The 19,696-nt window shown below is 70.5% G+C and carries 18 protein-coding genes; 4 read left to right on the top strand and 14 right to left on the bottom strand.

The annotated features are described in order from the left end of the window. The gene (locus ACIOC1_RS32355; RefSeq protein ID WP_401306763.1) at positions 1-1,257 is read right to left on the bottom strand and encodes an MFS transporter; all 1,257 of its coding nucleotides are present in this window, start codon (positions 1,255-1,257) and stop codon (positions 1-3) included. A gap of 133 nt (positions 1,258-1,390) precedes the next feature. On the opposite strand from ACIOC1_RS32355, the gene ACIOC1_RS32350 reads away from it, so the two are divergent. After that, positions 1,391-2,455, top strand: coding sequence for a LacI family DNA-binding transcriptional regulator (locus ACIOC1_RS32350; RefSeq protein ID WP_401857693.1), 1,065 nt, complete (start codon positions 1,391-1,393; stop codon positions 2,453-2,455). A 60-nt stretch (positions 2,456-2,515) separates the two neighbouring features. Here the strand turns inward: ACIOC1_RS32350 and prcA are convergent, their stop codons facing one another. The 5 genes from prcA to arc form a co-directional block, all read right to left on the bottom strand. Next, the gene (gene prcA / locus ACIOC1_RS32345; protein ID WP_188282987.1) at positions 2,516-3,262 is read right to left on the bottom strand and encodes a proteasome subunit alpha; all 747 of its coding nucleotides are present in this window, start codon (positions 3,260-3,262) and stop codon (positions 2,516-2,518) included. A gap of 71 nt (positions 3,263-3,333) precedes the next feature. Then, entirely contained in the window at positions 3,334-4,179 is an 846-nt protein-coding gene (prcB, locus tag ACIOC1_RS32340; protein ID WP_401857690.1) for a proteasome subunit beta, read from the bottom strand. Then, on the bottom strand, positions 4,180-4,398 hold the full coding sequence (locus ACIOC1_RS32335) for a ubiquitin-like protein Pup (RefSeq protein ID WP_188282985.1): 219 nt from the start codon (positions 4,396-4,398) through the stop codon (positions 4,180-4,182). It abuts the gene before it with no gap. Between the two features lie 144 nt (positions 4,399-4,542). Then, entirely contained in the window at positions 4,543-6,054 is a 1,512-nt protein-coding gene (gene dop / locus ACIOC1_RS32330) for a depupylase/deamidase Dop (protein ID WP_355332996.1), read from the bottom strand. A 93-nt stretch (positions 6,055-6,147) separates the two neighbouring features. Next, entirely contained in the window at positions 6,148-7,914 is a 1,767-nt protein-coding gene (arc, locus tag ACIOC1_RS32325) for a proteasome ATPase (protein WP_355332999.1), read from the bottom strand. A 236-nt stretch (positions 7,915-8,150) separates the two neighbouring features. Here arc and ACIOC1_RS32320 point away from each other — a divergent pair, with 236 nt between their 5' ends. After that, positions 8,151-8,504: a ferredoxin gene (locus ACIOC1_RS32320; protein WP_355333001.1), complete on the top strand. Its 354-nt coding sequence runs from the start codon at positions 8,151-8,153 to the stop codon at positions 8,502-8,504. A 58-nt stretch (positions 8,505-8,562) separates the two neighbouring features. On the opposite strand, the gene ACIOC1_RS32315 is transcribed toward ACIOC1_RS32320, so the two are convergent. From ACIOC1_RS32315 to ACIOC1_RS32305, 3 genes are all read right to left on the bottom strand, one after another. Continuing rightward, positions 8,563-9,129 carry a hypothetical protein gene (locus ACIOC1_RS32315; protein WP_401857685.1) on the bottom strand — a complete coding sequence of 189 codons (567 nt, stop codon included), beginning with the start codon at positions 9,127-9,129 and terminating at the stop codon, positions 8,563-8,565. 231 nt (positions 9,130-9,360) lie between these two features. Next, on the bottom strand, positions 9,361-10,281 hold the full coding sequence (locus ACIOC1_RS32310) for a tRNA (adenine-N1)-methyltransferase (RefSeq protein WP_391046230.1): 921 nt from the start codon (positions 10,279-10,281) through the stop codon (positions 9,361-9,363). A gap of 35 nt (positions 10,282-10,316) precedes the next feature. Continuing rightward, positions 10,317-11,585 (bottom strand): site-2 protease family protein, encoded by a 1,269-nt coding sequence (locus ACIOC1_RS32305; protein ID WP_391161052.1) that lies wholly within the window; start codon positions 11,583-11,585, stop codon positions 10,317-10,319. A 91-nt stretch (positions 11,586-11,676) separates the two neighbouring features. Between ACIOC1_RS32305 and ACIOC1_RS32300 the strand changes: the two genes are divergently transcribed. Together ACIOC1_RS32300 and ACIOC1_RS32295 are read left to right on the top strand one after the other, a co-directional pair. Continuing rightward, on the top strand, positions 11,677-12,561 hold the full coding sequence (locus tag ACIOC1_RS32300; protein WP_355333010.1) for a PD-(D/E)XK nuclease family protein: 885 nt from the start codon (positions 11,677-11,679) through the stop codon (positions 12,559-12,561). A gap of 19 nt (positions 12,562-12,580) precedes the next feature. Then, entirely contained in the window at positions 12,581-13,252 is a 672-nt protein-coding gene (locus tag ACIOC1_RS32295; RefSeq protein ID WP_188282977.1) for a response regulator, read from the top strand. A 113-nt stretch (positions 13,253-13,365) separates the two neighbouring features. On the opposite strand, the gene ACIOC1_RS32290 is transcribed toward ACIOC1_RS32295, so the two are convergent. Genes ACIOC1_RS32290 through ACIOC1_RS32270 form a run of 5 tightly spaced genes read right to left on the bottom strand, consistent with a single transcriptional unit; the run spans position 13,366 to position 19,486 of the window. Continuing rightward, a complete protein-coding gene (locus ACIOC1_RS32290; RefSeq protein WP_355333012.1) occupies positions 13,366-14,964 on the bottom strand; it encodes an ABC transporter substrate-binding protein in 1,599 nt (532 codons plus the stop codon). Between the two features lie 26 nt (positions 14,965-14,990). Next, the gene (locus ACIOC1_RS32285; RefSeq protein ID WP_401857680.1) at positions 14,991-16,343 is read right to left on the bottom strand and encodes an ABC transporter ATP-binding protein; all 1,353 of its coding nucleotides are present in this window, start codon (positions 16,341-16,343) and stop codon (positions 14,991-14,993) included. After that, a complete protein-coding gene (locus ACIOC1_RS32280) occupies positions 16,327-17,427 on the bottom strand; it encodes an ABC transporter ATP-binding protein (protein WP_355333017.1) in 1,101 nt (366 codons plus the stop codon). The genes ACIOC1_RS32285 and ACIOC1_RS32280 overlap by 17 nt, the downstream gene beginning before the upstream one ends. Next, positions 17,424-18,467, bottom strand: a complete 1,044-nt coding sequence (locus ACIOC1_RS32275) for an ABC transporter permease (protein ID WP_401857677.1) — start codon at positions 18,465-18,467, stop codon at positions 17,424-17,426. The genes ACIOC1_RS32280 and ACIOC1_RS32275 overlap by 4 nt, the downstream gene beginning before the upstream one ends. Next, positions 18,467-19,486, bottom strand: coding sequence for an ABC transporter permease (locus tag ACIOC1_RS32270; RefSeq protein WP_355333022.1), 1,020 nt, complete (start codon positions 19,484-19,486; stop codon positions 18,467-18,469). The genes ACIOC1_RS32275 and ACIOC1_RS32270 overlap by 1 nt, the downstream gene beginning before the upstream one ends. Between the last annotated feature and the right edge of the window lie 210 nt (positions 19,487-19,696).

Genomic DNA, 19,696 nt, shown 5'->3' with positions numbered 1-19,696 from the left:
TTACGCCTGATGCGTGGTGCTGAAACGAGGTTCGACCGCTCCGTTTCGATCTTTTTCGGAGGGGCTCCGGAGGTTTGGCGGCGTCAGGATTCGGCCGGTGCACAGCAGGACGAGCATCGCGACCGCGCCGCCCGCGCCCGCGACCCCGAATCCGGCGGCCGTTCCGCCGTGTTGGGCGGCGACTCCGGCGGCGGCCGTGCCGAGCGCCGCGCCGACCCCGGCGGAGGTCACCACCCAGGAGAACGCCTCGGTGACGGTGCCGGCCGGGGCGTGTCGGTCGACCACGAGGAAGCCGCAGGCCAGGGCGGGGGCGAGGAAGAGTCCGGCGAGCGCGGCCAGCGGCAGCATCCAGGGCAGGCCCGGCACCAGCGCCAGCGGCGGGTAGCAGAGGGCGAGGCCGACCGAGAGCAGCCGCAGGCGGCGCTCGGGCACGCCGGACCAGACGCGGGCGCCGTAGGTGAGGCCGCCGACGAGGGCGCCCGCGCCGTTGGCGGCCAGGACGTACGCGGCGACCGGGCCGCCGCCGTGCGCGTCGCCGTAGGCCACGGCGGCCAGCGAGACGGCGCCGAGGGCGATGCCGACGAAGAAGAAGGCGCCGAGCAGGACGGCGAGGCCCGGTGAGCGCAGCGCGCCGAGCCAGTGGGCCTCGTGCGGGACGGCCCGCCACTGCCGGGAGGGGCGGGAGGTCACCACGACGAGGGTGCCCGCGACGCCGAGCGCGCCGGTGACGATCAGGGCGACGGCCTGCGAGGCGGCCGAGACGATGACGGTCACCAGCAGCGGCCCGAGGGTGAACAGCACCTCCTGCGCGGCGGCGTCCAGCGCGTACGCCTTCTGCACCCGCTCCTCGTCGCCCAGCACGGAGGCCCACAGGGCCCGCAGGCCGCCCTCCAGCGGCGGTGTGGCGACCCCGGCCAGGACGACGGCGGCGACGGCCAGCGGCAGCGGGTCGGGGCCGACGGCCGCGAGCAGTCCGAAGCCCGCCGCGGCCAGCAGCGCGGCGGCGGTCATCACCCGCGGCTGGCCGCGCCGGTCGACGGCCCGGCCGAGCAGCGGCTGCCCGATGGCGACGGCGGCGCCGTAGATCGCGGACAGGGTGCCCGCGAGGCCGTATCCGGCGCCCTCGGAGCGCGCGAAGAGCACGATGGCGAGCGCCGCCATGGCGTTGGGCAGCCGTCCGAGGAGGGTCCCGCCGAGCAGCCGTGCGGCGTGCCGTGTACGCAGCAGGTCCCCGTATCCCGCGGTCTGCCCAGCCATCCCGGCCCCTCTCCCCCGGCGGTCCCCGGTGCCTCGCCGCCGTGACCGGCGGGTCACGGGCCGCGACCCGCACCGCGACCCGAAGGCCGCGACCGCTCACGTGTTACGTATAACGTCTACGGTCATACGTACCATGTCGGCAGTCGGCGGGTCCACCCGCAGGAGCGAACGGGAAGGGTGCGGAAGGTTGACGGGGAGTACGCGGCCGACCTCTCGTGACGTCGCGCGGGCGGCCGGAGTGTCGCAGGCGACGGTCTCGCTCGTGCTCGGCGGGAAGTGGCACGGCCGGGTGTCGGAGCGGACGGCGCACGCCGTGCGGGACGCGGCGGGGCGGCTCGGCTACCGGCCGAATCTCGCCGCTCGCAATCTGCGGCTCGGCCGCACCCGGACGGCCCTGATGGTGGTGCCCGCGCTCACCAACGAGTACTTCGCCCGCGTCTATACGGGGGCGGCGCTGGTCGCCGCCGAGCACGGCTTCGGCGTGGTGCTCTACCCGTCACCCGACGGCGTCGGACCGGCCCGCGACCCCTTCGGCTCCGCCCGGGCGGCCATCGACGGGGTCATCGCCTCCTCGATGGCCGCGGACGCCCTGACCGGCATCGGCGGCGGCGAACTGCCGCTGGTGATGCTGGACAGCGGTCCGGCGGCGCCGGGCGGTCCCCCCACGGTCGACCTGGCGGTCGGCGACGGATTCCGGCAGGTGGTGCGCCACCTCATCGCGCTCGGGCACCGGCGGATCGCCCATGTCGCGGCCGACATCGACAGCTGGACGTTCCACGAGCGCACGCGGACGGTCGCGGCCGAGCTGGCCGCGGTTCCCGGAGCGGAACTCACCTCCGAGCGCTGCTCCCTGGACGTGGACTCCGGTCGCTCCGCCGCCCTGCGCGCTCTGCGCGGGCCGGGCCCCCGGCCCACCGCCCTGCTGTGCGACGACGACATCCTGGCCGCGGGGGCGTGCAAGGCCGCCAGGAGCCTGGGGCTCCGGGTGCCCGCGGACCTGTCCGTCACCGGCTTCGACGATCTGGCGTTGGCCACCGCGCTCGATCCCGAGCTGACCAGCGTGCGGCTGCCCGCCGAGGCGGTCGGGGACCGCGGTATGACCGCGCTGCTCAGCCTTCTCGACGGGGGCTCCGTCGGGCCGGTGGAACTCCCCGTCGAACTCGTCGTCCGCGGCTCCTCGGCCCCGCCGCCGGCCTGACCCCTCGCCAGGTCACCGCCCGCCCCCCGCGGGGGGGGCGGGCGGCGCCCGTGCGGGGCGCTACTCCTCCTCGTCCGAGGGGTCGTCCGTGGTGGCCGTCGAGGCGGACTCGGTCTCCAGCAGGCGGGAGAGCTGGCGGCCGAGGATGCGCTTGAACTTGCGCTGCTGGGGGCGGGTGCGGTCGAGGACGGCGACCTCCAACTGCTCGGCGGTGAGCTGGCGGTCGCTGCCGTTGTTGTCGCGGCCGAGGGATTCGACGGCCAGCGCCAGCGCCTCGGCGAGCGTCATGCCGTCGCGGTGCCGCTGGTCGAGGTAGCTGCCGATCTGGTCGGAGTTGCCGCCGACCGCGACCGCGCCGTGCTCGTCGACGATCGACCCGTCGTGCGGCAGCCGGTAGATCTGGTCGTCCTCGGGCGCCGAGCCGACCTCCGCGACGATCAGCTCGACCTCGTAGGGCTTCTCCCCCACGCTGGAGAAGATGGTGCCCAGGGTCTGCGCGTAGACGTTGGCCAGCCCACGGGCCGTCACGTCCTCGCGGTCGTAGGTGTATCCGCGCAGATCGGCGTAGCGCACGCCGCCGATCCGCAGATTCTCGAACTCGTTGTACTTGCCGACCGCCGCGAAGGCGATCCGGTCGTAGATCTCGCTGACCTTGTGGAGTGCGCGGGACGGGTTCTCGGCGACGAAGACGATGCCGTCGGTGTACTGGAGCACGACGACGCTGCGGCCACGCGCGATGCCCTTGCGGGCGTACTCGGCGCGGTCGGCCATGGCCTGCTGAGGTGAAACGTAAAAGGGCGTGGACACCGGCTAACCGTGCCTTTCTGCTGTCGGCTCTGAGGGATGCGTCGCTTGACCGGTTCTCAACTGACCGGCTCTCAGAGCACTTCGGCCCGCGGGCCGTCGGGGTGCTCCAGACGTCCGTCCAGCACGGCGCGGGCGATCTCGGAGACCTCGGCCTCGCTGAGCCTGTGGAAGCCCTCTTCGGTGATCACCGCGACGATCGGGTAGATCCGCCGGGTGATGTCGGGGCCGCCGGTGGCCGAGTCGTCGTCCGCGGCGTCGTAGAGCGCCTGGATGACGGCGGTGGCCAACTGACGCTCGGTGAGGTCGCTGCGGTAGAGCTTCTTCAGCGAGCTGCGGGCGTAGACCGAGCCGGAGCCGGTCGCGGTGAAGCCCACGTCCTCGCTGCGGCCGCCGGTCACGTCGTACGAGAAGATGCGGCCCTTCTCGCGCTCGGTGTCGTATCCGGCGAAGAGCGGGACGACGGCCAGCCCTTGGAGCGCCATGCCGAGGTTGCCGCGGATCATGGTGGACAGCCGGTTGGCCTTGCCCTCCAGGGACAGCGTCGCCCCTTCGATCTTCTCGTAGTGCTCCAGCTCCAGTTGGAAGAGCTTGACCATCTCCACCGCGAGGCCCGCGGTGCCCGCGATGCCGACCGCCGAGAACTCGTCGGCGGGGAAGACCTTCTCGATGTCGCGCTGGGCGATGACATTGCCCATCGTGGCCCGCCGGTCACCCGCGAGGATGACCCCGCCGCTGAAGGTGGCGGCCACGATGGTGGTGCCGTGCGGGAGTTCGACGGCGCCCTTGACCGGCGGGAGCGACCGGTTGCCCGGCAGCAGCTCCGGCGAGTGGTCGCCCAGGAAGTCCAGGAAGGAGGAGGATCCCGGCGTCAGGAACGCCGCCGGGAGCCGTCCGGTGCCATACGTGCCGGCTGCCACCTACTCGCCGCCCTTCTGCACGAAGGAACGCACGAAGTCCTCGGCGTTCTCCTCGAGTACGTCGTCGATCTCGTCCAGCACCGAGTCCACGTCGTCGGAGAGCTTCTCCTGGCGCTCCTTGAGGTCGTCGGCCGCCTGGGCGTCCTGCTGGACCTCCTCGACCTCCTCCGTGGAACGCGTCGCCTTCTGCTGTCCGCCGTCGGTGTCCTTGGTAGCCATGTCCCTCACCCCGCTATTCCGTGCGCTCGGTTGACTGCCTACAAGATCAGACCCTACAAGCAGGGCCCGACATCAGCGCTCGATTACGTCAACGTACGAGTGCCACTGGGTTGTTTCCCGGTTCTGGACCGTTTCAGCCGCGGATCAGCCGCCGGAAAGGATCCGTACCAGGTCCTCCGCCGTGCGACAGCGGTCCAGCAGCTCCTTCACGTGCTTGCGGGTGCCCCGCAGCGGCTCCAGCGTGGGAACCCGCTGGAGCGAGTCCCGGCCGGGCAGATCGAAGATCACCGAGTCCCAGGAGGCGGCGGCGACGTCGTCCGCGTACTGTTCGAGACAGCGCCCGCGGAAGTACGCCCTGGTGTCCTCGGGCGGCTTGGTGGCGGCCCTGACGACATCGGGCTCGTCCAGCAGCCGCCGCATGCGGCCGCGCTCCACCAGCCGGTTGTAGAGGCCCTTGTCGGGGCGTACGTCGGCGTACTGGAGGTCGACCAGGTGCAGCCTGGCGGCGTCCCAGCCCAGGTTGTCGCGGCGCCGGTAGCCCTCCAGCAGCTCGCGCTTGGCGATCCAGTCCAGCTCGCCCGACAGGCTCATCGGGTCGTTCTCCAGCCGGTTGAGCACGTCCTCCCAGCGGGCCAGCACATCGCGGGTCTGCGGGTCCGCGTCGACGCCGTAGCGCTCCTCGACGTATTTGCGGGCCAGCTCGAAATACTCCATCTGGAGCTGTACCGCGGTCAGCGTCCGGCCATTACGCAGCGTGACGAGCTGTCGCAGTGCGGGGTCGTGGGAGACCTCGTGCAGGGTGCGGACCGGTTGGTCGACGGCCAGGTCCACCTTGATGAAGGAGTCCTCGATCATGGAGAGCACCAGCGCGGTGGTGCCCAGCTTGAGGTAGGTCGAGATCTCGGAGAGGTTCGCGTCGCCGATGATCACATGGAGCCTGCGGTACTTCTCGGCGTCGGAGTGCGGTTCGTCGCGGGTGTTGATGATCGGGCGCTTGAGGGTGGTCTCCAGGCCCACCTCGACCTCGAAGTAGTCGGCGCGCTGGCTGATCTGGAAGCCGTCCTCACGGCCGTCCTGGCCGATGCCGACCCGGCCCGCGCCGGTCACGACCTGGCGGGAGACGAAGAAGGGCGTCAGGTGCCGCACGATGTCCGAGAACGGGGTCTCCCGCTTCATCAGGTAGTTCTCGTGCGTGCCGTAGGACGCGCCCTTGTTGTCGGTGTTGTTCTTGTAGAGGTGGATCGGCTGCGCGCCGGGGAGCTGCGCCGCCCGCAGCGCCGCCTCGGCCATGATGCGCTCGCCCGCCTTGTCCCACAGCACCGCGTCCCGCGGATTGGTGATCTCGGGCGAGGAGTACTCGGGGTGCGCGTGGTCGACGTACAGCCGCGCGCCATTGGTGAGGATCACATTGGCCAGGCCGATGTCCTCGTCGGTGAGCTGCGTGGAGTCGGCCGAGTCCCGGGCGAGGTCGAAGCCCCGGGCGTCCCGCAGCGGGTTCTCCTCCTCGAAATCCCAGCGGGCCCGCCTGGCCCGGTGCATCGCCGCCGCGTAGGCGTTGACGATCTGGGACGAGGTGAGCATGGCATTGGCGTTGGGGTGGCCGGGGACCGAGATGCCGTACTCCGTCTCGATGCCCATTACTCGCCGTACGGTCATGCGGCCCTCCTTGCCCGGCTCCGGCCCGTGCTGAGCCGGAAACACACCGGCTGCGGGTACCCGCTGTGGGGACCCGCAGCCGGAGGGTAGTGCTTACAGATACTGTCCCGTGTTCGCCACGGTGTCGATGGAGCGTCCGGTGTCCGCGCCCTGCTTTCCGGTCACCAGGGTGCGGATGAAGACGATCCGCTCGCCCTTCTTGCCGGAGATACGGGCCCAGTCGTCGGGGTTGGTGGTATTGGGCAGGTCCTCGTTCTCCTTGAACTCGTCCACACAGGCGGCGAGCAGGTGGGAGACGCGCAGGCCGCGCTGGTCGTGGTCGAGGAAGTCCTTGATCGCCATCTTCTTGGCCCGGTCGACGATGTTCTGGATCATCGCTCCGGAGTTGAAGTCCTTGAAGTAGAGGACTTCCTTGTCCCCGTTGGCGTAGGTGACCTCCAGGAAGCGGTTCTCCTCCGTCTCGGAGTACATCCGCTCGACCACCGACTGGATCATGGCGTCCACGGTGCCCGCCTTGGATCCGCCGTGCTCCGAGAGGTCCTCGGTGTGCAGCGGCAGGGTGTCGACCAGGTACTTCGAGAAGATGTCCTTGGCCGCTTCGGCGTCGGGACGCTCGATCTTGATCTTCACGTCCAGGCGGCCGGGCCGCAGGATCGCGGGGTCGATCATGTCCTCACGGTTGGACGCGCCGATGACGATGACGTTCTCCAGGCCCTCCACACCGTCGATCTCGGCGAGGAGCTGCGGGACGATGGTGTTCTCCACGTCCGAGCTGACACCGGATCCGCGGGTGCGGAAGAGGGATTCCATCTCGTCGAAGAAGACGATGACGGGGGTGCCCTCGCTCGCCTTCTCCCGCGCACGCTGGAAGACCAGGCGGATCTGCCGCTCGGTCTCGCCGACGTACTTGTTCAGCAGCTCGGGACCCTTGATGTTGAGGAAGTAGCTCTTGCCCTGCGGCTGCCCGGTGACCTCGGCGACCTTCTTCGCCAGCGAGTTGGCGACCGCCTTCGCGATGAGGGTCTTTCCGCAGCCGGGAGGGCCGTAGAGCAGCACGCCCTTGGGCGGGCGCAGTTCGTACTCCTTGAAGAGTTCGGCGTGCAGGTAGGGCAGCTCCACCGCGTCGCGGATCTGCTCGATCTGGCCGCCGAGTCCGCCGATCTGGCGGTAGTCGATGTCGGGCACCTCTTCGAGGACGAGCTCTTCGACCTCGCTCTTGGGGACCCGTTCGTAGACATAGCCGGAGCGCGGTTCCAGCAGCAGGGCGTCGCCGGTCCGCAGGGCGCCGTCGAGGAGAGGTTCGGCGAGCCGTACCACCCGCTCCTCGTCGGTGTGTCCGATCACCAGGGCGCGCTCGCCGTCCTCCAGGACCTCCTTGAGGGTGACGATGTCGCCGACGCGCTCGAACTCCATCGCCTCGACCACATTGAGCGCTTCGTTGAGCATCAGCTCCTGTCCGCGCCTGAGGTCTTCGAGGTCGACGGCCGGGCTGACGTTCACCCGGAGCTTGCGCCCGCCGGTGAAGATGTCGGCCGTGCCGTCGTCATTCGCCTGAAGGAATACGCCGAAGCCGGCAGGTGGCTGCGCGAGCCGGTCGACTTCCTCCTTGAGGGCCACGATCTGGTCGCGGGCCTCCCGGAGGGTGTTCGCCAGCCGTTCGTTCTGCGCGGACACACCTGCCAGGTTGGTCTGCAGCTCGACGATCCGCTCCTCGAGAATCCTCGTGTGCCGCGGAGAATCGGCGAGCTTGCGTCGCAGGACGGCGATCTCCTGCTCAAGAAAGGCGACCTGGCTCATGGGGTCTTCCGAACCACGAGCGGGTCGGCCGCCACGGTTGTAGTCGTCGTCGTGGGCCGCCACGGTCCTCACCTCCTCCAAGGGGAGCTGGACGTTTCCAGACCCTACCTGGGCCGGTAGGGGTGTAAACCCCTAGATCAAAAAGACGATCGCGGTGTGTCCGATCTTCACCCTTGCGTACGTCCCTCCGCCAGTGAGATACCCACCGAGACCCGCCGATCACCATCGGAAAGCCGCCGGTTGTATCGTCGATCCGGTCAACACCCTGCGAAGGCTGTTGCTTCCTGATGGTGTTGCTGATGAGTTTCCGATGCTTCCTGAACGACGAACGGCAGGCGAGGGTTTCCGTGGGCAACGAGACGGCCGAAGCACTCGAGGTCTGGATCGACCAGGACCTCTGCACCGGTGACGGGATCTGCGTGCAGTACGCGCCCGAGATTTTCGAGCTGGACATCGACGGGCTGGCCTATGTGAAGGGTCCGGCTCCGGAGGGTGAGGAAGCCGAGCTGCTCCAGACACCTGGTGCCACCGTACCCGTACCGCTGCCGCTGTTGCGGGATGTGGTGGACTCGGCCAAGGAGTGCCCGGGCGACTGCATTCACGTGCGGCGCGCGGCGGACCGGGTCGAGGTGTACGGCCCGGACGCCGACTGAGCCGGACGGGCGGCCGGGGGCGGGCGCCGGGCCCGTGCGGCCGGACGGCCGCCCACGGTCAGATGCTGTTGTTCGCCGGGCCGGGCAGCGCCACGTAGCGGCCGTCGCGCCACTCCCAGGAGTAGTCCCGCTTCAGGTCGGGGCAGCAGCGCGGCGTGGTGTCGCTCGAATAGCCGAGCACGGTGGCCCGTACGGTGCGGCCCTGGAGCCGGAAACCGGTGACGGACCGCTTGTCGGCGGGCCTGACCAGGGTCTCGGCGATCGTCGGACGCCCGCCCGCGGTGGCGGGCGCGGCGAGGACGAAGACGCCGCTGGGCGGGGTGCCGGTGTCGGCCCGGCAGCGCACCACGACGACCGTCTCGGGCCGCCCGTCGCCGTCCAGGTCGCCGGACACGTGGTTCAGGACCTCCACCGGGGCGCCCGCGCAGTCCAGCGGGTACGTGACCGCCTGGGGGTCCGGCGCGGCCACCGGGGTGGCGGGCGCCTTGGCGTCGCCCGATGAGGCGTCCGCGGGCTGTACGAGGGCCCCCGCGGCCACGATGGCGCCGAGCGCGGCGGCCGTGGTGATCCAGTGCACCGTGCGGGTGCGGGTGTGCGGGAGGGCCGGGCCTGCGGACGGCTGCACTCGCCTGTCTCCTGGGGTCGAACGGCGGGGGTGGCCAGCATGGTGCCATACGTCACACCAGGGGGGAACGGCGGGGCGGCAGTTGCCCGTGGTACCGCGCGTGCGGTGCGGGGAAAGGCCCACGGACCCGGAGAATCGGACCGCGAAAAAGCCGCCGCCGGTGCCCATCGGAGGGCAAACCGGCGGCGGCCGGGTGAAGTTGGCCGAAACGGCGCTGTTGACCGAGTGGCGCTACGGGGCGGCGTCGGCCGGGGCGGAGCCGCCGCTCGCGCTGCCGGGTCCGGTGTAGTCCTCGCCGTAGGCGCCCTTGGCGGGCCTGCGGCGGCGCAGCGGGGGCTCCACGCCGTCCGCGAGGCGGCGGGCGGTGAGCAGGAAGCCGGTGTGTCCGATCATCCGGTGGTCGGGGCGGACGGCCAGTCCCTCGACGTGCCAGGTGCGGACCATGGTCTCCCAGGCCGCGGGCTCGTTGAAGGTGCCGTGCTCGCGGATGGCCTCCACGGTACGGGCGAGCTGCGTGGTAGTGGCCACGTACGCGCACAGGATGCCGCCGGGGACCAGGGCCTTGGCGACCGGCTCCAGGCACTCCCAGGGCGCCAGCATGTCCAGGATGACCCGGTCCACGTCGGTGTCCGAGAGGTGGTCCTGGAGGTCGCCGACGGTGAGCTGCCAGGCAGGGTGCGGGCCGCCGAAGTAGCGCTCCACGTTCTGGGTGGCGATCTCGGCGAAGTCGGCGCGGCGCTCGTAGCTGTGCAGCATGCCGTGGTCGCCGATCGCCCGCAGCAGGAAGCTGCTCAGCGAGCCGGAGCCCACGCCCGCCTCGACGACCCGGGCGCCGGCGAAGATGTCGGCCATCGCCAGGATCTGCCCCGCGTCCTTGGGGTAGACCACGGCGGCGCCGCGGGGCATGGACAGGACGTAGTCGGGGAGCAGGGGGCGCAGCGCGAGGTAGGCGACGTTTCCCGTGGTTCGGACAACACTGCCCTCGGGAGCACCGATCAGCTCGTCGTGCGGGAAAGCGCCCTTGTGGGTGTGGAACTGCTTTCCGGCTTCGAGCGTGAAGGTGTAGTGGCGTCCCTTGGGGTCGGTGAGCTGGACCTGGTCCCCGACTTTGAAGGGCCCGCGTCGGCGGGCGGCACCGGTCGGTTCGGACATAAGACCACCCTACCGGCTGTTTTACGGCCGCCTGTTCACGCGTCGGGCCGGGACATCGCCGAGAGGAAGGCGCGTTCGACGTCCACGGTGGACAGGACGCCGTAGATCTCGCCGGTGGGCTCGACCACCAGGTACTCCGTGGAGGGGGCGGCCCGCAGGGCGTCGAGCAGCTCCTCGCCCGACAGCTCGGCCGAGACGCGCATGCCGGGGGTGAGGTCCTGGGCGAGGCCGCTGACGGCGACCCAGGGGCGGCGGTGCTCTGGGATGTTGACGATCGCGGACTCGCGGACCAGCGCGGTCGCGGCTCCCGCGCCGTCCACCACGACCAGGGCGCGCGCTCCCGCCTCGTTGGCCCGGCGCAGCGCCTCGGACAGCGGGGTGTCGGAGGCGACGGGCACGGCCCTGCGGGTGAGGGTGCGGGCACGCAGTCCCGGCAGCCGCTCGCGCAGCCTGGCCATGCGCAGGCTGTTGCCCGCGCCGGTCCAGATGATCGCGGCCAGGATCGCGGCGAGCAGGGCGTCGGTGAGCGAGTCCGCGCCGCTGCCGTCGCCGTTGTTGCGCAGCCCGCCCGCGTACGACAGCAGGGGCAGGCCGATCAGTACGGCGATGGCCAGGCCCCGGCCGACCCAGGCGGCGGCGACGGTGCCGGTCATCGGCTTGCCGCTGATCTTCCAGACCACGGCGCGCAGCATCCGGCCGCCGTCCAGCGGCAGGCCGGGCAGGAAGTTGAAGATGGCCACGATCAGATTGCTGACCATGAGTCCGGCGAGCAGCACTCCGGGGACGGTGCCGGACTCCACGAACTGCATGCCGCCGAAGAAGACCCCGGCCAGGACCAGCGAGAGCAGCGGGCCGACGAAGGCGAGCACGAATTCGCGGCCTGGTGTCTCCGACTCCTTCTCGATCTCGGAGACGCCGCCGAAGAACTGGAGCTGGATCCGCCGTACGGGGAGCCGGAAGCGGAGCGCGGCGACGGTGTGGGCCAGTTCGTGGATGAGCACGGAGGCGTAGAAGGCGACCGCGAAGAAGAGCGAGACCAGGTAGCGGATGCGGCCCAGCTCGGGCAGCACGGTTTCCAGCTGGCCGCCGAAGACCCAGGTGATCAGGGCGGCGACCAGGAACCAGCTCGGGGCGACGTAGATCGGGACACCGTAGAAGCGGCCCATGAGGATGCCGCCTCCGGGCTCGCGCGGCGGCTTGTCGCTGCCGCCGTCCCGGCCCGGGATGTTGGTGTTCTTGGACGGCGGCCGGCCGCTCTCGCTCACTGGTTCCCCTCGTTCGGATACGGACCCTGAGTCGATCATGCGGGACGACGGGCTCCGCAGCCATGCTATTGCCCCGCTGTTCCGGGCGGGACACCCGCACTGTCGGTGGCAGGCCGTAGGGTCGTCTGCCATGGGCACCAGCACCGAGAGCATCCCGCCGCGACCGCCGTCGTCGCTGTCCCCGTCGCGCGCGGCGGACTTCATGCGCTGCCCGCTGCTGTACCGGCTGCGGGTGATCGACCGGCTGCCCGAGCAGCCGAGCGAGGCCGCCACCCGGGGCACCGTGGTGCACGCCGTGCTCGAACGGCTCTTCGACGCCCCTGCCGCCGAGCGTACGGCCGAGCGGGCCCGGGCGATGGTGCCGGGCGAGTGGCGGAAGCTGCTGGCGGCCCGCCCCGAGCTGGCGTCGCTGTTCCGGGCGGCGGACGACGCGGTGGACGCGGGGGCGCTGGCGCAGTGGCTGGAGAGCGCCGAGCGGCTGGTGGACCGCTGGTTCACCCTGGAGGACCCGACGCGTCTGGAGCCCGCCGAGCGCGAGCTGTACGTGGAGACGGTGCTGGAGTCCGGGCTGACGCTGCGCGGATACGTGGACCGGCTGGACGTGGCACCGGCCAGCGGCGACCTGCGGGTGGTGGATTACAAGACGGGCAAGGCGCCGCGCCCGGAGTACGCGGACGAGCCGCTGTTCCAGATGAAGTTCTACGCGCTGGTGCTGTGGCGGCTGCGCGGTGTGGTGCCGCGCCGCCTCCAGCTCGTCTACCTGGGCAGCGGGGACGTGCTGACGTACGACCCGACCGAGGGCGATCTGCGGGCCACCGAGCGCAAGTTGCAGGCCCTGTGGGAGGCGATCAGGGAGGCGACGGCCAGCGGGGACTGGCGCCCGCGCCGTACGCCGCTGTGCGGCTGGTGCGACCACCAGGCGTTCTGTCCCGAGTTCGGGGGGACTCCCCCGCCCTATCCCCTGGCGGAAATAGCGGGTGCGCTGCCTCTCGTGGGCGAGAATGGCCCGATCTAGCGAAGGCGAAGGAGAACCCGTGGCTATTCGCGTCCTGCTGGTGGACGATCAGCCCCTGTTGCGTACCGGTTTCCGGATGATCCTGGAGGCCGAGGGCGATCTCGTCGTGGTCGGCGAGGCCGGGGACGGCCAGCAGGCCCTTGACCAGGTGCGGGCGTTGCAGCCCGATGTGGTCCTGATGGACATCCGGATGCCCCGGATGGACGGGGTGGAGGCGACCCGGCAGATCACCGGGCCCGACCGGTCGGGCCCGGCCAAGGTGCTGGTGCTGACCACCTTCGACCTCGACGAGTACGTGGTGGAGGCGCTGCGGGCGGGGGCCAGCGGTTTTCTGCTCAAGGACGCGCCCGCCGCCGAGCTGGTGCAGGCGATCCGGGTGGTCGCGGCCGGTGAGGCGATGCTCGCGCCGAGCATCACGCGGCGGCTGCTGGACAAGTACGCGGGCCGGCTGCCGTCCGGTGAGGACGCGGTGCCGCAGCCGCTGCACTCGCTGACCGAGCGCGAGGTCGAGGTGCTGAAGCTGGTGGCCCGGGGGTTGTCGAACGCGGAGATCGCCGCCGAGCTGTTCGTCAGCGAGACGACCGTCAAGACCCATGTCGGCCATGTGCTGACCAAGCTGGCGCTGCGCGACCGCGTCCAGGCGGCGGTCTACGCGTACGAGAGCGGGCTGGTGCGCCCCGGCGCGGGCTGACGCCGCCCGCGGGCGCACGACACGCGCGAAGCGGCCGGCCGCGGTCCCTGAGGTTCGGGACCGCGGCCGGCCGCTTTCGTCGTCGCGCCGTCACCGGACGGCCGGTCTCCGGGTCAGCCGGAGACGCCGCGGCCCAGCTCCCAGAACTGCGTGGTGGTCGAGGAGTTGAGCGCCCACTCGACACCGGTGATGTCGGGGCGCGACGCGATGTACTGCTTGCCCTGCCACAGCGGCAGCATCGGCACGTCCTGCGCGATGAGGTTCTGCGCGGTCGCGAAGTCGGCGCTGGCGGTGCTGCGTTCGGCCTGCTTGCGGGTGGCGGGCAGGATCTGGTCCTGGATCTGCTTGTTCTTGTACGGCAGGTTCAGGAAGTTGTCCTTGTCGAAGAACGGCGCGATGTAGTTGTCGGGGTCCGGGAAGTCCGGGAGCCAACTGATCGCGAAGATCTGGTAGGCGCGGGAGGACGCCTTGGACAGGAAGGCGTTCCACTGCTCGCTCTTGGCCGTGACGGTGAACAGGCCGCTGGCGTTGAGCTGCCGGGCGATCTCCTCGGCCTCCGGCTGGTTCATCGTGCCGCCGGTGTCACGGCGGTAGTTGATGGTCAGCTCGACCTTGTCGTCGATGCCCGCGTGGTGCAGCAGCGACTTGGCGTTGCTGACGCTCGGCACCTGGTACTTGTTGAAGAACGAGTTGATGTGACCGGTGATGCCCTGCGGCACGACCGAGTACAGCGGCTCGGCGGTGCGCTTGTAGACGTCACGGGTGATCGCCTGGCGGTCCAGGACCCATGCCATGGCCTGCCGGACCGCGACGTCCTTGAGGTTCGGCGAGTCGGTGTTGAGGAACAGGTAGCGCGCCTCGCCGCCGGGGGCCTCGGTCAGCTTCACGTTCGGGTCGGTGCTCTGGAGCAGGTTGTTGATCTGGTCCGGGTTCAGCGTGCGCGACATCACGTCGATGCTGCCGGCCTTGAGCGCCGCCTCCATCTTCTTGGAGTCGGCGAACAGCTTCAGGTCGACCTTGCTGTTGTTGAGCTTGAGGATGCCGCCGTAGTGCGAGTTCTTGGAGAACACGCCCTGCTTGGCCTGGACGAAGGAGTCCAGCGTGTACGGTCCCGAGCCGACCAGCTTGAAGCCGGTGTACGGCTTGTCCATCTCGTAGACCCGGCTGTCGACGATCGCGGCGGCCGGGGTGGCGAGCTTGGCCGGGAAGGTGGCGTCGGCGGCCTTCAGGTGGAAGATCACGGTCTTGGAGTCGGGCGCCTCGACGGACTTCACGTCCGATATGAGGGACGCCGGGCCGACCTTGTAGTTGATCTTCTGCATGCGCTCGATGGAGAACTTGACGTCCTCCGCCGTGAGGTCGTGGCCGTTGGAGAACTTCTGGCCGTCGCGCATCGTGCAGGTGTACGTCAGCCCGGACGTGTCGTTGTAGTGGCACTCCTTCGCCGCGTCCGGGGTCGGGGTGGTGCTGCCGCGCGGGTAGGTGAGCAGCATCTGGAACGTGTTGTAGAAGATGTTCCAGGTCGCGCTGTCGTAGGAGGTCGCCGGGTCGAGGGGGGCCGGGTTGTCCTTGGTCAGCTCGATACTGTCCGTGGTGCCGACGACGATGGCTTTGCCGCTGTCGCCGCTCCCCCCGCCGGTACCGCCGCACCCAGCGATCAGGGGTGTCATGACGCCCAGCAGGGCGGGCAGCACCAGAAGCTTGCGGTTCATCGTCGTCGTTCTCCTCTTGTTCCCGCTCATGTTCCCTGGGCGCTCGCGGCGTGCTGGTGCAGGTGGCAGGCGACTTGCACGCCGGTCTTCGGAATCAGGTTGAGGCGCGGATCGCGTGGCGGGGCGAACTCCACCACGACCCGGCCGCTTTCGGCACGCATCGTGACCACTCCGCGCCAGAAGGGCTCACGCGGTTCGGCCGCCGATGCTTCCTCGCGCAGACGCCGGAGGTATTCCAGCACATCCTCGGCCGTGTGGCTTCTTCCGGGGGCGATCGATACGTGGCCGAGCCCTGGAGCGGACAGTGAATCGAGGTCCGCGAACAGCGCCTTCTCCGCGGTGCTGTCCTGCGGGGGCAGCTCCAGCCAGCGGCGTTCCAGCAGGGCGCGCAGGTCGCGGGCCTCCCAGCCGCACTCGGCGACCGCGACCGGGCAGCGCGGGTGAAAGGCGCAGCCCAGGGGCGGTGCGGCGGCGTCCGGGATCTCGCCGCGCGGCAGTTCGCGCTCCACGGCCAGCCGAGGGTCGGGCTCCGGGACGGCCGCGAGCAGGGCCTTGGTGTAGGGGTGCTGCGGGTCGGCGAAGACCTGTGCGGTCGGGCCGTACTCGACTATCCGGCCGAGATACATGATGGCGATGGTGTCACAGAAGAACTTCGCGCTCGCCAGGTCGTGGGTGACGTAGACGTACGTGAGGTCCAGGTCGCGCTTGAGGTCCAGCATGAGCTGGAGGATCTTGGCGCGGACGCTCATGTCGAGCATCGAGATGGGTTCGTCGGCGACCAGCAGTTCCGGCTCGGCGATGATCGCGCGGGCCAGTACGGCGCGCTGCTTCTGGCCGCCGGACAGGTCGGCGGGGAACTTGGAGAGGTAGCGCTCGGGCGGGGTGAGGCCGACGCGCTCCAGCGCGTCGGTGACCCTGGCGTCGTACTCCTGCTCGCTGTCGACGAGTCGGTGGATGCGCAGCGGGTGGCCGACGGCGGTGCGGATGTCCATCGCCGGGTTGAGGGAGGCGTGCGGGTCCTGGAAGACCATCTGGAGCTTGCGGCGCAGGGGGCGCAGCGCGCGTTCGCCGAGGCCGCCGATCTCCTGGCCGCGGTAGCGGATGGAGCCGCCGGTGGCCTTGTTCAGGCCGATCAGGGTGCGGCCGAGGGTGGTCTTGCCCGAGCCGGACTCGCCGACCAGGCCGAGCACCTCGCCCTTGCGCAGGGTGAGGCTCACGCCGTCGACGGCCTTGACCGCGCCGGCCGCCCGGCCGCCGAAGCGTCCCAGCAGGCTGCCGCGCAGGCCGAAGTGGACTTCGAGGTCGTCGACCTCGACGAGCGCCTCCGCGCCGTCCCCGGCGGCGCCGGAGGAGGGCATCACATCAGGCTTCGTCAGCAACGCTGATCTCCTTCACCGCGGCGAGCGGCTCGCGCCCGCCCGTTCCCAACTCGTCGGCCAGCGAGGGATCGGCCTCGATGGCCTGGTGCCAGCAGGCGCTGCGCACGCCGGAGGGCAGCGTCACCTCGGGCGGCTCCGCCGTCGCGCATCCCGCCATCGCCACCGGGCAGCGCGGATGGAACCGGCAGCCTTCCGGCGGTCGCACCAGATCCGGCGGACTGCCGGGGATGTAGTGCAGTCCCGTGGTGGACAGGGAGATGGTCGAGCGGAGCAGTTCCTTGGTGTACGGGTGCTGCGGGTCGGCGAACACGGCGCGGGCATCGCCCTGTTCGACGATGTGGCCGGCGTACATCACCGCGACCCGGTCGCACGCTTCGGCGACGATACCGAGATTGTGCGTGATCAGCACCAGTGAGGTGTCGAAGTTCTTCCTGAGGTCGGCGAGGATCTTGATGATCTGCGCCTCGACCAGGACGTCGAGGGCCGTGGTGGGCTCGTCGGCGACGATGAACGCGGGCCGCAGCACCAGCGCGAGCGCGATCATGATGCGCTGCCGCATGCCGCCGGAGAACTCGTGCGGGTAGTTCTCGTAGCGGCTCTCGGGGATGCCCATGCCGCGCAGCGCCTCCAGGGCGCGCGCCTTCACCTCGCGCTTGGGGAGGTCCTTGTGGTGGGTGCGCAGGGCCTCCTCGAAGTGCTGGGAGATCCGCATGAGGGGGTTGAGCCGGGTCATCGGCTCCTGGAAGATCAGGCCGAGTTCCGGGCCGCGCAGCTTCTGGATCTCGCGGTCGGACAGTTCGGTGAGGTTGCGGCCCGCGCCGCCCTCGCTGTTCAGCACGACCTCGCCGTCGACCGCGGCGGCGGCCGGGGTGAGGCCGAGGACGCCGCGGCCGAGGGTGGACTTGCCGCAGCCGGACTCGCCGACCAGGCCGAGGGTCTCGCCGGGGCGTACGTCGAAGCTGACGCCGTCCACGGCGCGGACCGGGCCGCGGTCGGTGCCGTACCAGACGCGCAGGTCGCGTACGGACAGGACGGGTCCGGCGGGTGCGGGCCCGGCGGGGACGGGTTCGGTCACGGTGGTCACTTGGCGGCCGTCCCTTCGGGGGTGATGACGGTGCGGCGGCGGGTGTGCGGCGGGAGCAGCACCTTGGAGATCCGGCGGCGGCGCATGGTCGGGTTGAGGACGTCGTTGAGTCCCTCGCCGAGCAGGGTGAAGCCGAGGATCGCGATGACCATGGCCAGGCCCGGGTAGAGGCAGGTCCACCACATGCCCGCGTTGACGTCGTCGATGGCGCGGGAGAGGTCGTAGCCCCACTCGGCGGCGTCGGTGGGCTGGATGCCCAGGCCCAGGAAGCCGAGGCCGGCCAGCGTGGCGATGGCGTCGGCGGCGTTCATCGTGGTGATGACGGGCACCGACTGGATGACGTTGCCGAAGAGGTACTTGCGGATGACGACGGACGGTTTGGCGCCCATCGCGCGGGCGGCCTCGACGAAGGTCGCCTCGCGGGCGGAGAGCGCGGAGGCGCGGACCACCCGGAAGTACTGCGGGATGTAGACCACGGTGATCGACAGGGCGGCGGTGATGATGCTGCCGCCCGCGATCCCGGCGAAGACGAATCCGGCGACGATCGCCAGCAGCAGGTAGGGGAACGCGAAGAGCGCGTCCATCACGAGCACCAGGATGCGATCGAGCCAGCCGCCGAAGTAGCCGGAGAGCAGGCCCAGCAGGACGCCGATGATCAGCGAGAACACCACGGCGAGCACCATCACCTCCAGCGCGGTGCGGGCGCCGTAGATGGTGCGCGAGAGCACGTCGAGGCTCTGCACGGTGGTGCCGAACCAGTGGTCGCCGTCGGGCGCGCCCTGCTTGGGGAAGCGGGTGCCGCCGGACTGGTACGTGTCGAAGTCGTACGGCGCGATCAGCGGGCCGAAGACGGCCATGATCACGAAGAGCGCGGAGATCAGGGCGCCGGTCCAGAGCATGAACCGCGGTACGCCGCGGGCCTCGCGGATCGCCGCCCAGATCCGCCGCAGCCCGCCGAAGCGGGTCGACCTGGGGGCGGGCAGCTGTGCCTGCGGGGCCTCGGTGGCCGGGCCGGGGGGCACGGGGGTTGTCTGGGCCATCAGTACCGCACCCTCGGGTCGATCAGCGCGTTCACGAAGTCGATCAGCATGCTGATCACGACGACGACCAGGGCGAAGACGGTGACGATGCCCTGGACGGCGACGTAGTCGCGCTGGTTGATGTAGTCGATCAACTGGCGGCCGATGCCGGGCCAGTTGAAGATCTGTTCGGTGAGCACCGCGCCGCCGAGCAGCATGGCGACCTGGAGGCCGAGGACCGTGATCACCGGCACCAGGGCGTTGCGGAAGCCGTGCCGCGCCACGACGTGGCGTTCCTTGACGCCGCGGGCGCGGGCGGCCTCGATGTAGTCGCCCTGGAGCGACTGGATGAGGTTGATCCTGATCATCCGGATGAAGACGCCGACCACGAGCAGGCCGAGGCAGACCGACGGCAGGATCAGGTGCTGGGTGATGTCGCCGACCGCGTCCCAGTCGCCGGCCAGCACCGCGTCCACGATGAGGATGTGCGTCTGGGTGGGCACGTTGAGCTGCACCAGCGGGGAGGCCTGGCCGGAGGTGGAGCCGAAGGCGAGCATCAGCAGCGGCGCGGTGACGAAGACGGGCGCGGCGTAGCTGACGGTGCTGAAGAGCCGGCTGGTGACGTCGACCGCGCGGTCCCGGTAGCGGCCCGCGAGCAGGCCGACGGGGATGCCGATGACGGCGGCGAAGACCAGGGCGCCCGCGGTGAGGGTGAGGGTGGCGCCGCCGTTCTCGACGATGATGTCCCGCACGCTGCGGCGGTCGGAGAACGTGGTGCCGAAGTTCAGGGTGCCGACGGACTTCAGGTAGTCCCAGAACTGCTGGTAGATGGGGGCGTCGAAGCCCGCCGCGTGGCGTCTGGCGGCGAGTTCGGCCGCGCTCAGCTTGCCGCCCTGCGAGGCCGAGATGGGGTCGCCCGGCGCCACCCGCATCATGACGAAGACCAGGACCAGCAGGATGAGGACCATGGGCACGGCGAGCGCGATCCTGGTGAGGACGTAGCGGCGCAGCGACCCGGACTGCTTGCTCGTGTTGCTCAACTGAGTGTGTCTTTCTTCAGGAACAGAACAGGCTCAGGTACGGCTCAGGTACGGGCTGGGGTGCGGGCTGGGGAACAGCCGCGGCGGCCGGGGGGGGGGGGGGGGGCCCCCCCCCCCCCCCCCCCCCACCCCCCCCCCCCCCCCCCCGGCTAAAGCCACCACCGCGGGGGGGGGAGCGGAGGGGCGCGGCGCAGGCCAGACCCCACGAAT

Source organism: Streptomyces sp. NPDC088197, assembly GCF_044741185.1.
In the GTDB taxonomy this organism is placed as follows: domain Bacteria; phylum Actinomycetota; class Actinomycetes; order Streptomycetales; family Streptomycetaceae; genus Actinacidiphila.
The sequence above is the reverse complement of the archived record's forward strand: the minus strand, read 5'-3'. Positions and strand labels throughout refer to the sequence as shown.

Excerpts from the sequence above, each read along its gene's own strand:
- ACIOC1_RS32355 (WP_401306763.1), bottom strand. The coding sequence starts at position 1,257 with ATGGCTGGGCAGACCGCGGGATACGGGGACCTGCTGCGTACACGGCAC.
- ACIOC1_RS32350 (WP_401857693.1), top strand. The coding sequence starts at position 1,391 with ATGTCGGCAGTCGGCGGGTCCACCCGCAGGAGCGAACGGGAAGGGTGC.
- ACIOC1_RS32335 (WP_188282985.1), bottom strand. The coding sequence starts at position 4,398 with ATGGCTACCAAGGACACCGACGGCGGACAGCAGAAGGCGACGCGTTCC.
- dop (WP_355332996.1), bottom strand. The coding sequence starts at position 6,054 with ATGACCGTACGGCGAGTAATGGGCATCGAGACGGAGTACGGCATCTCG.
- ACIOC1_RS32320 (WP_355333001.1), top strand. The coding sequence starts at position 8,151 with ATGAGTTTCCGATGCTTCCTGAACGACGAACGGCAGGCGAGGGTTTCC.
- ACIOC1_RS32310 (WP_391046230.1), bottom strand. The coding sequence starts at position 10,281 with ATGTCCGAACCGACCGGTGCCGCCCGCCGACGCGGGCCCTTCAAAGTC.
- ACIOC1_RS32305 (WP_391161052.1), bottom strand. The coding sequence starts at position 11,585 with ATGATCGACTCAGGGTCCGTATCCGAACGAGGGGAACCAGTGAGCGAG.
- ACIOC1_RS32300 (WP_355333010.1), top strand. The coding sequence starts at position 11,677 with ATGGGCACCAGCACCGAGAGCATCCCGCCGCGACCGCCGTCGTCGCTG.
- ACIOC1_RS32290 (WP_355333012.1), bottom strand. The coding sequence starts at position 14,964 with ATGAACCGCAAGCTTCTGGTGCTGCCCGCCCTGCTGGGCGTCATGACA.
- ACIOC1_RS32275 (WP_401857677.1), bottom strand. The coding sequence starts at position 18,467 with ATGGCCCAGACAACCCCCGTGCCCCCCGGCCCGGCCACCGAGGCCCCG.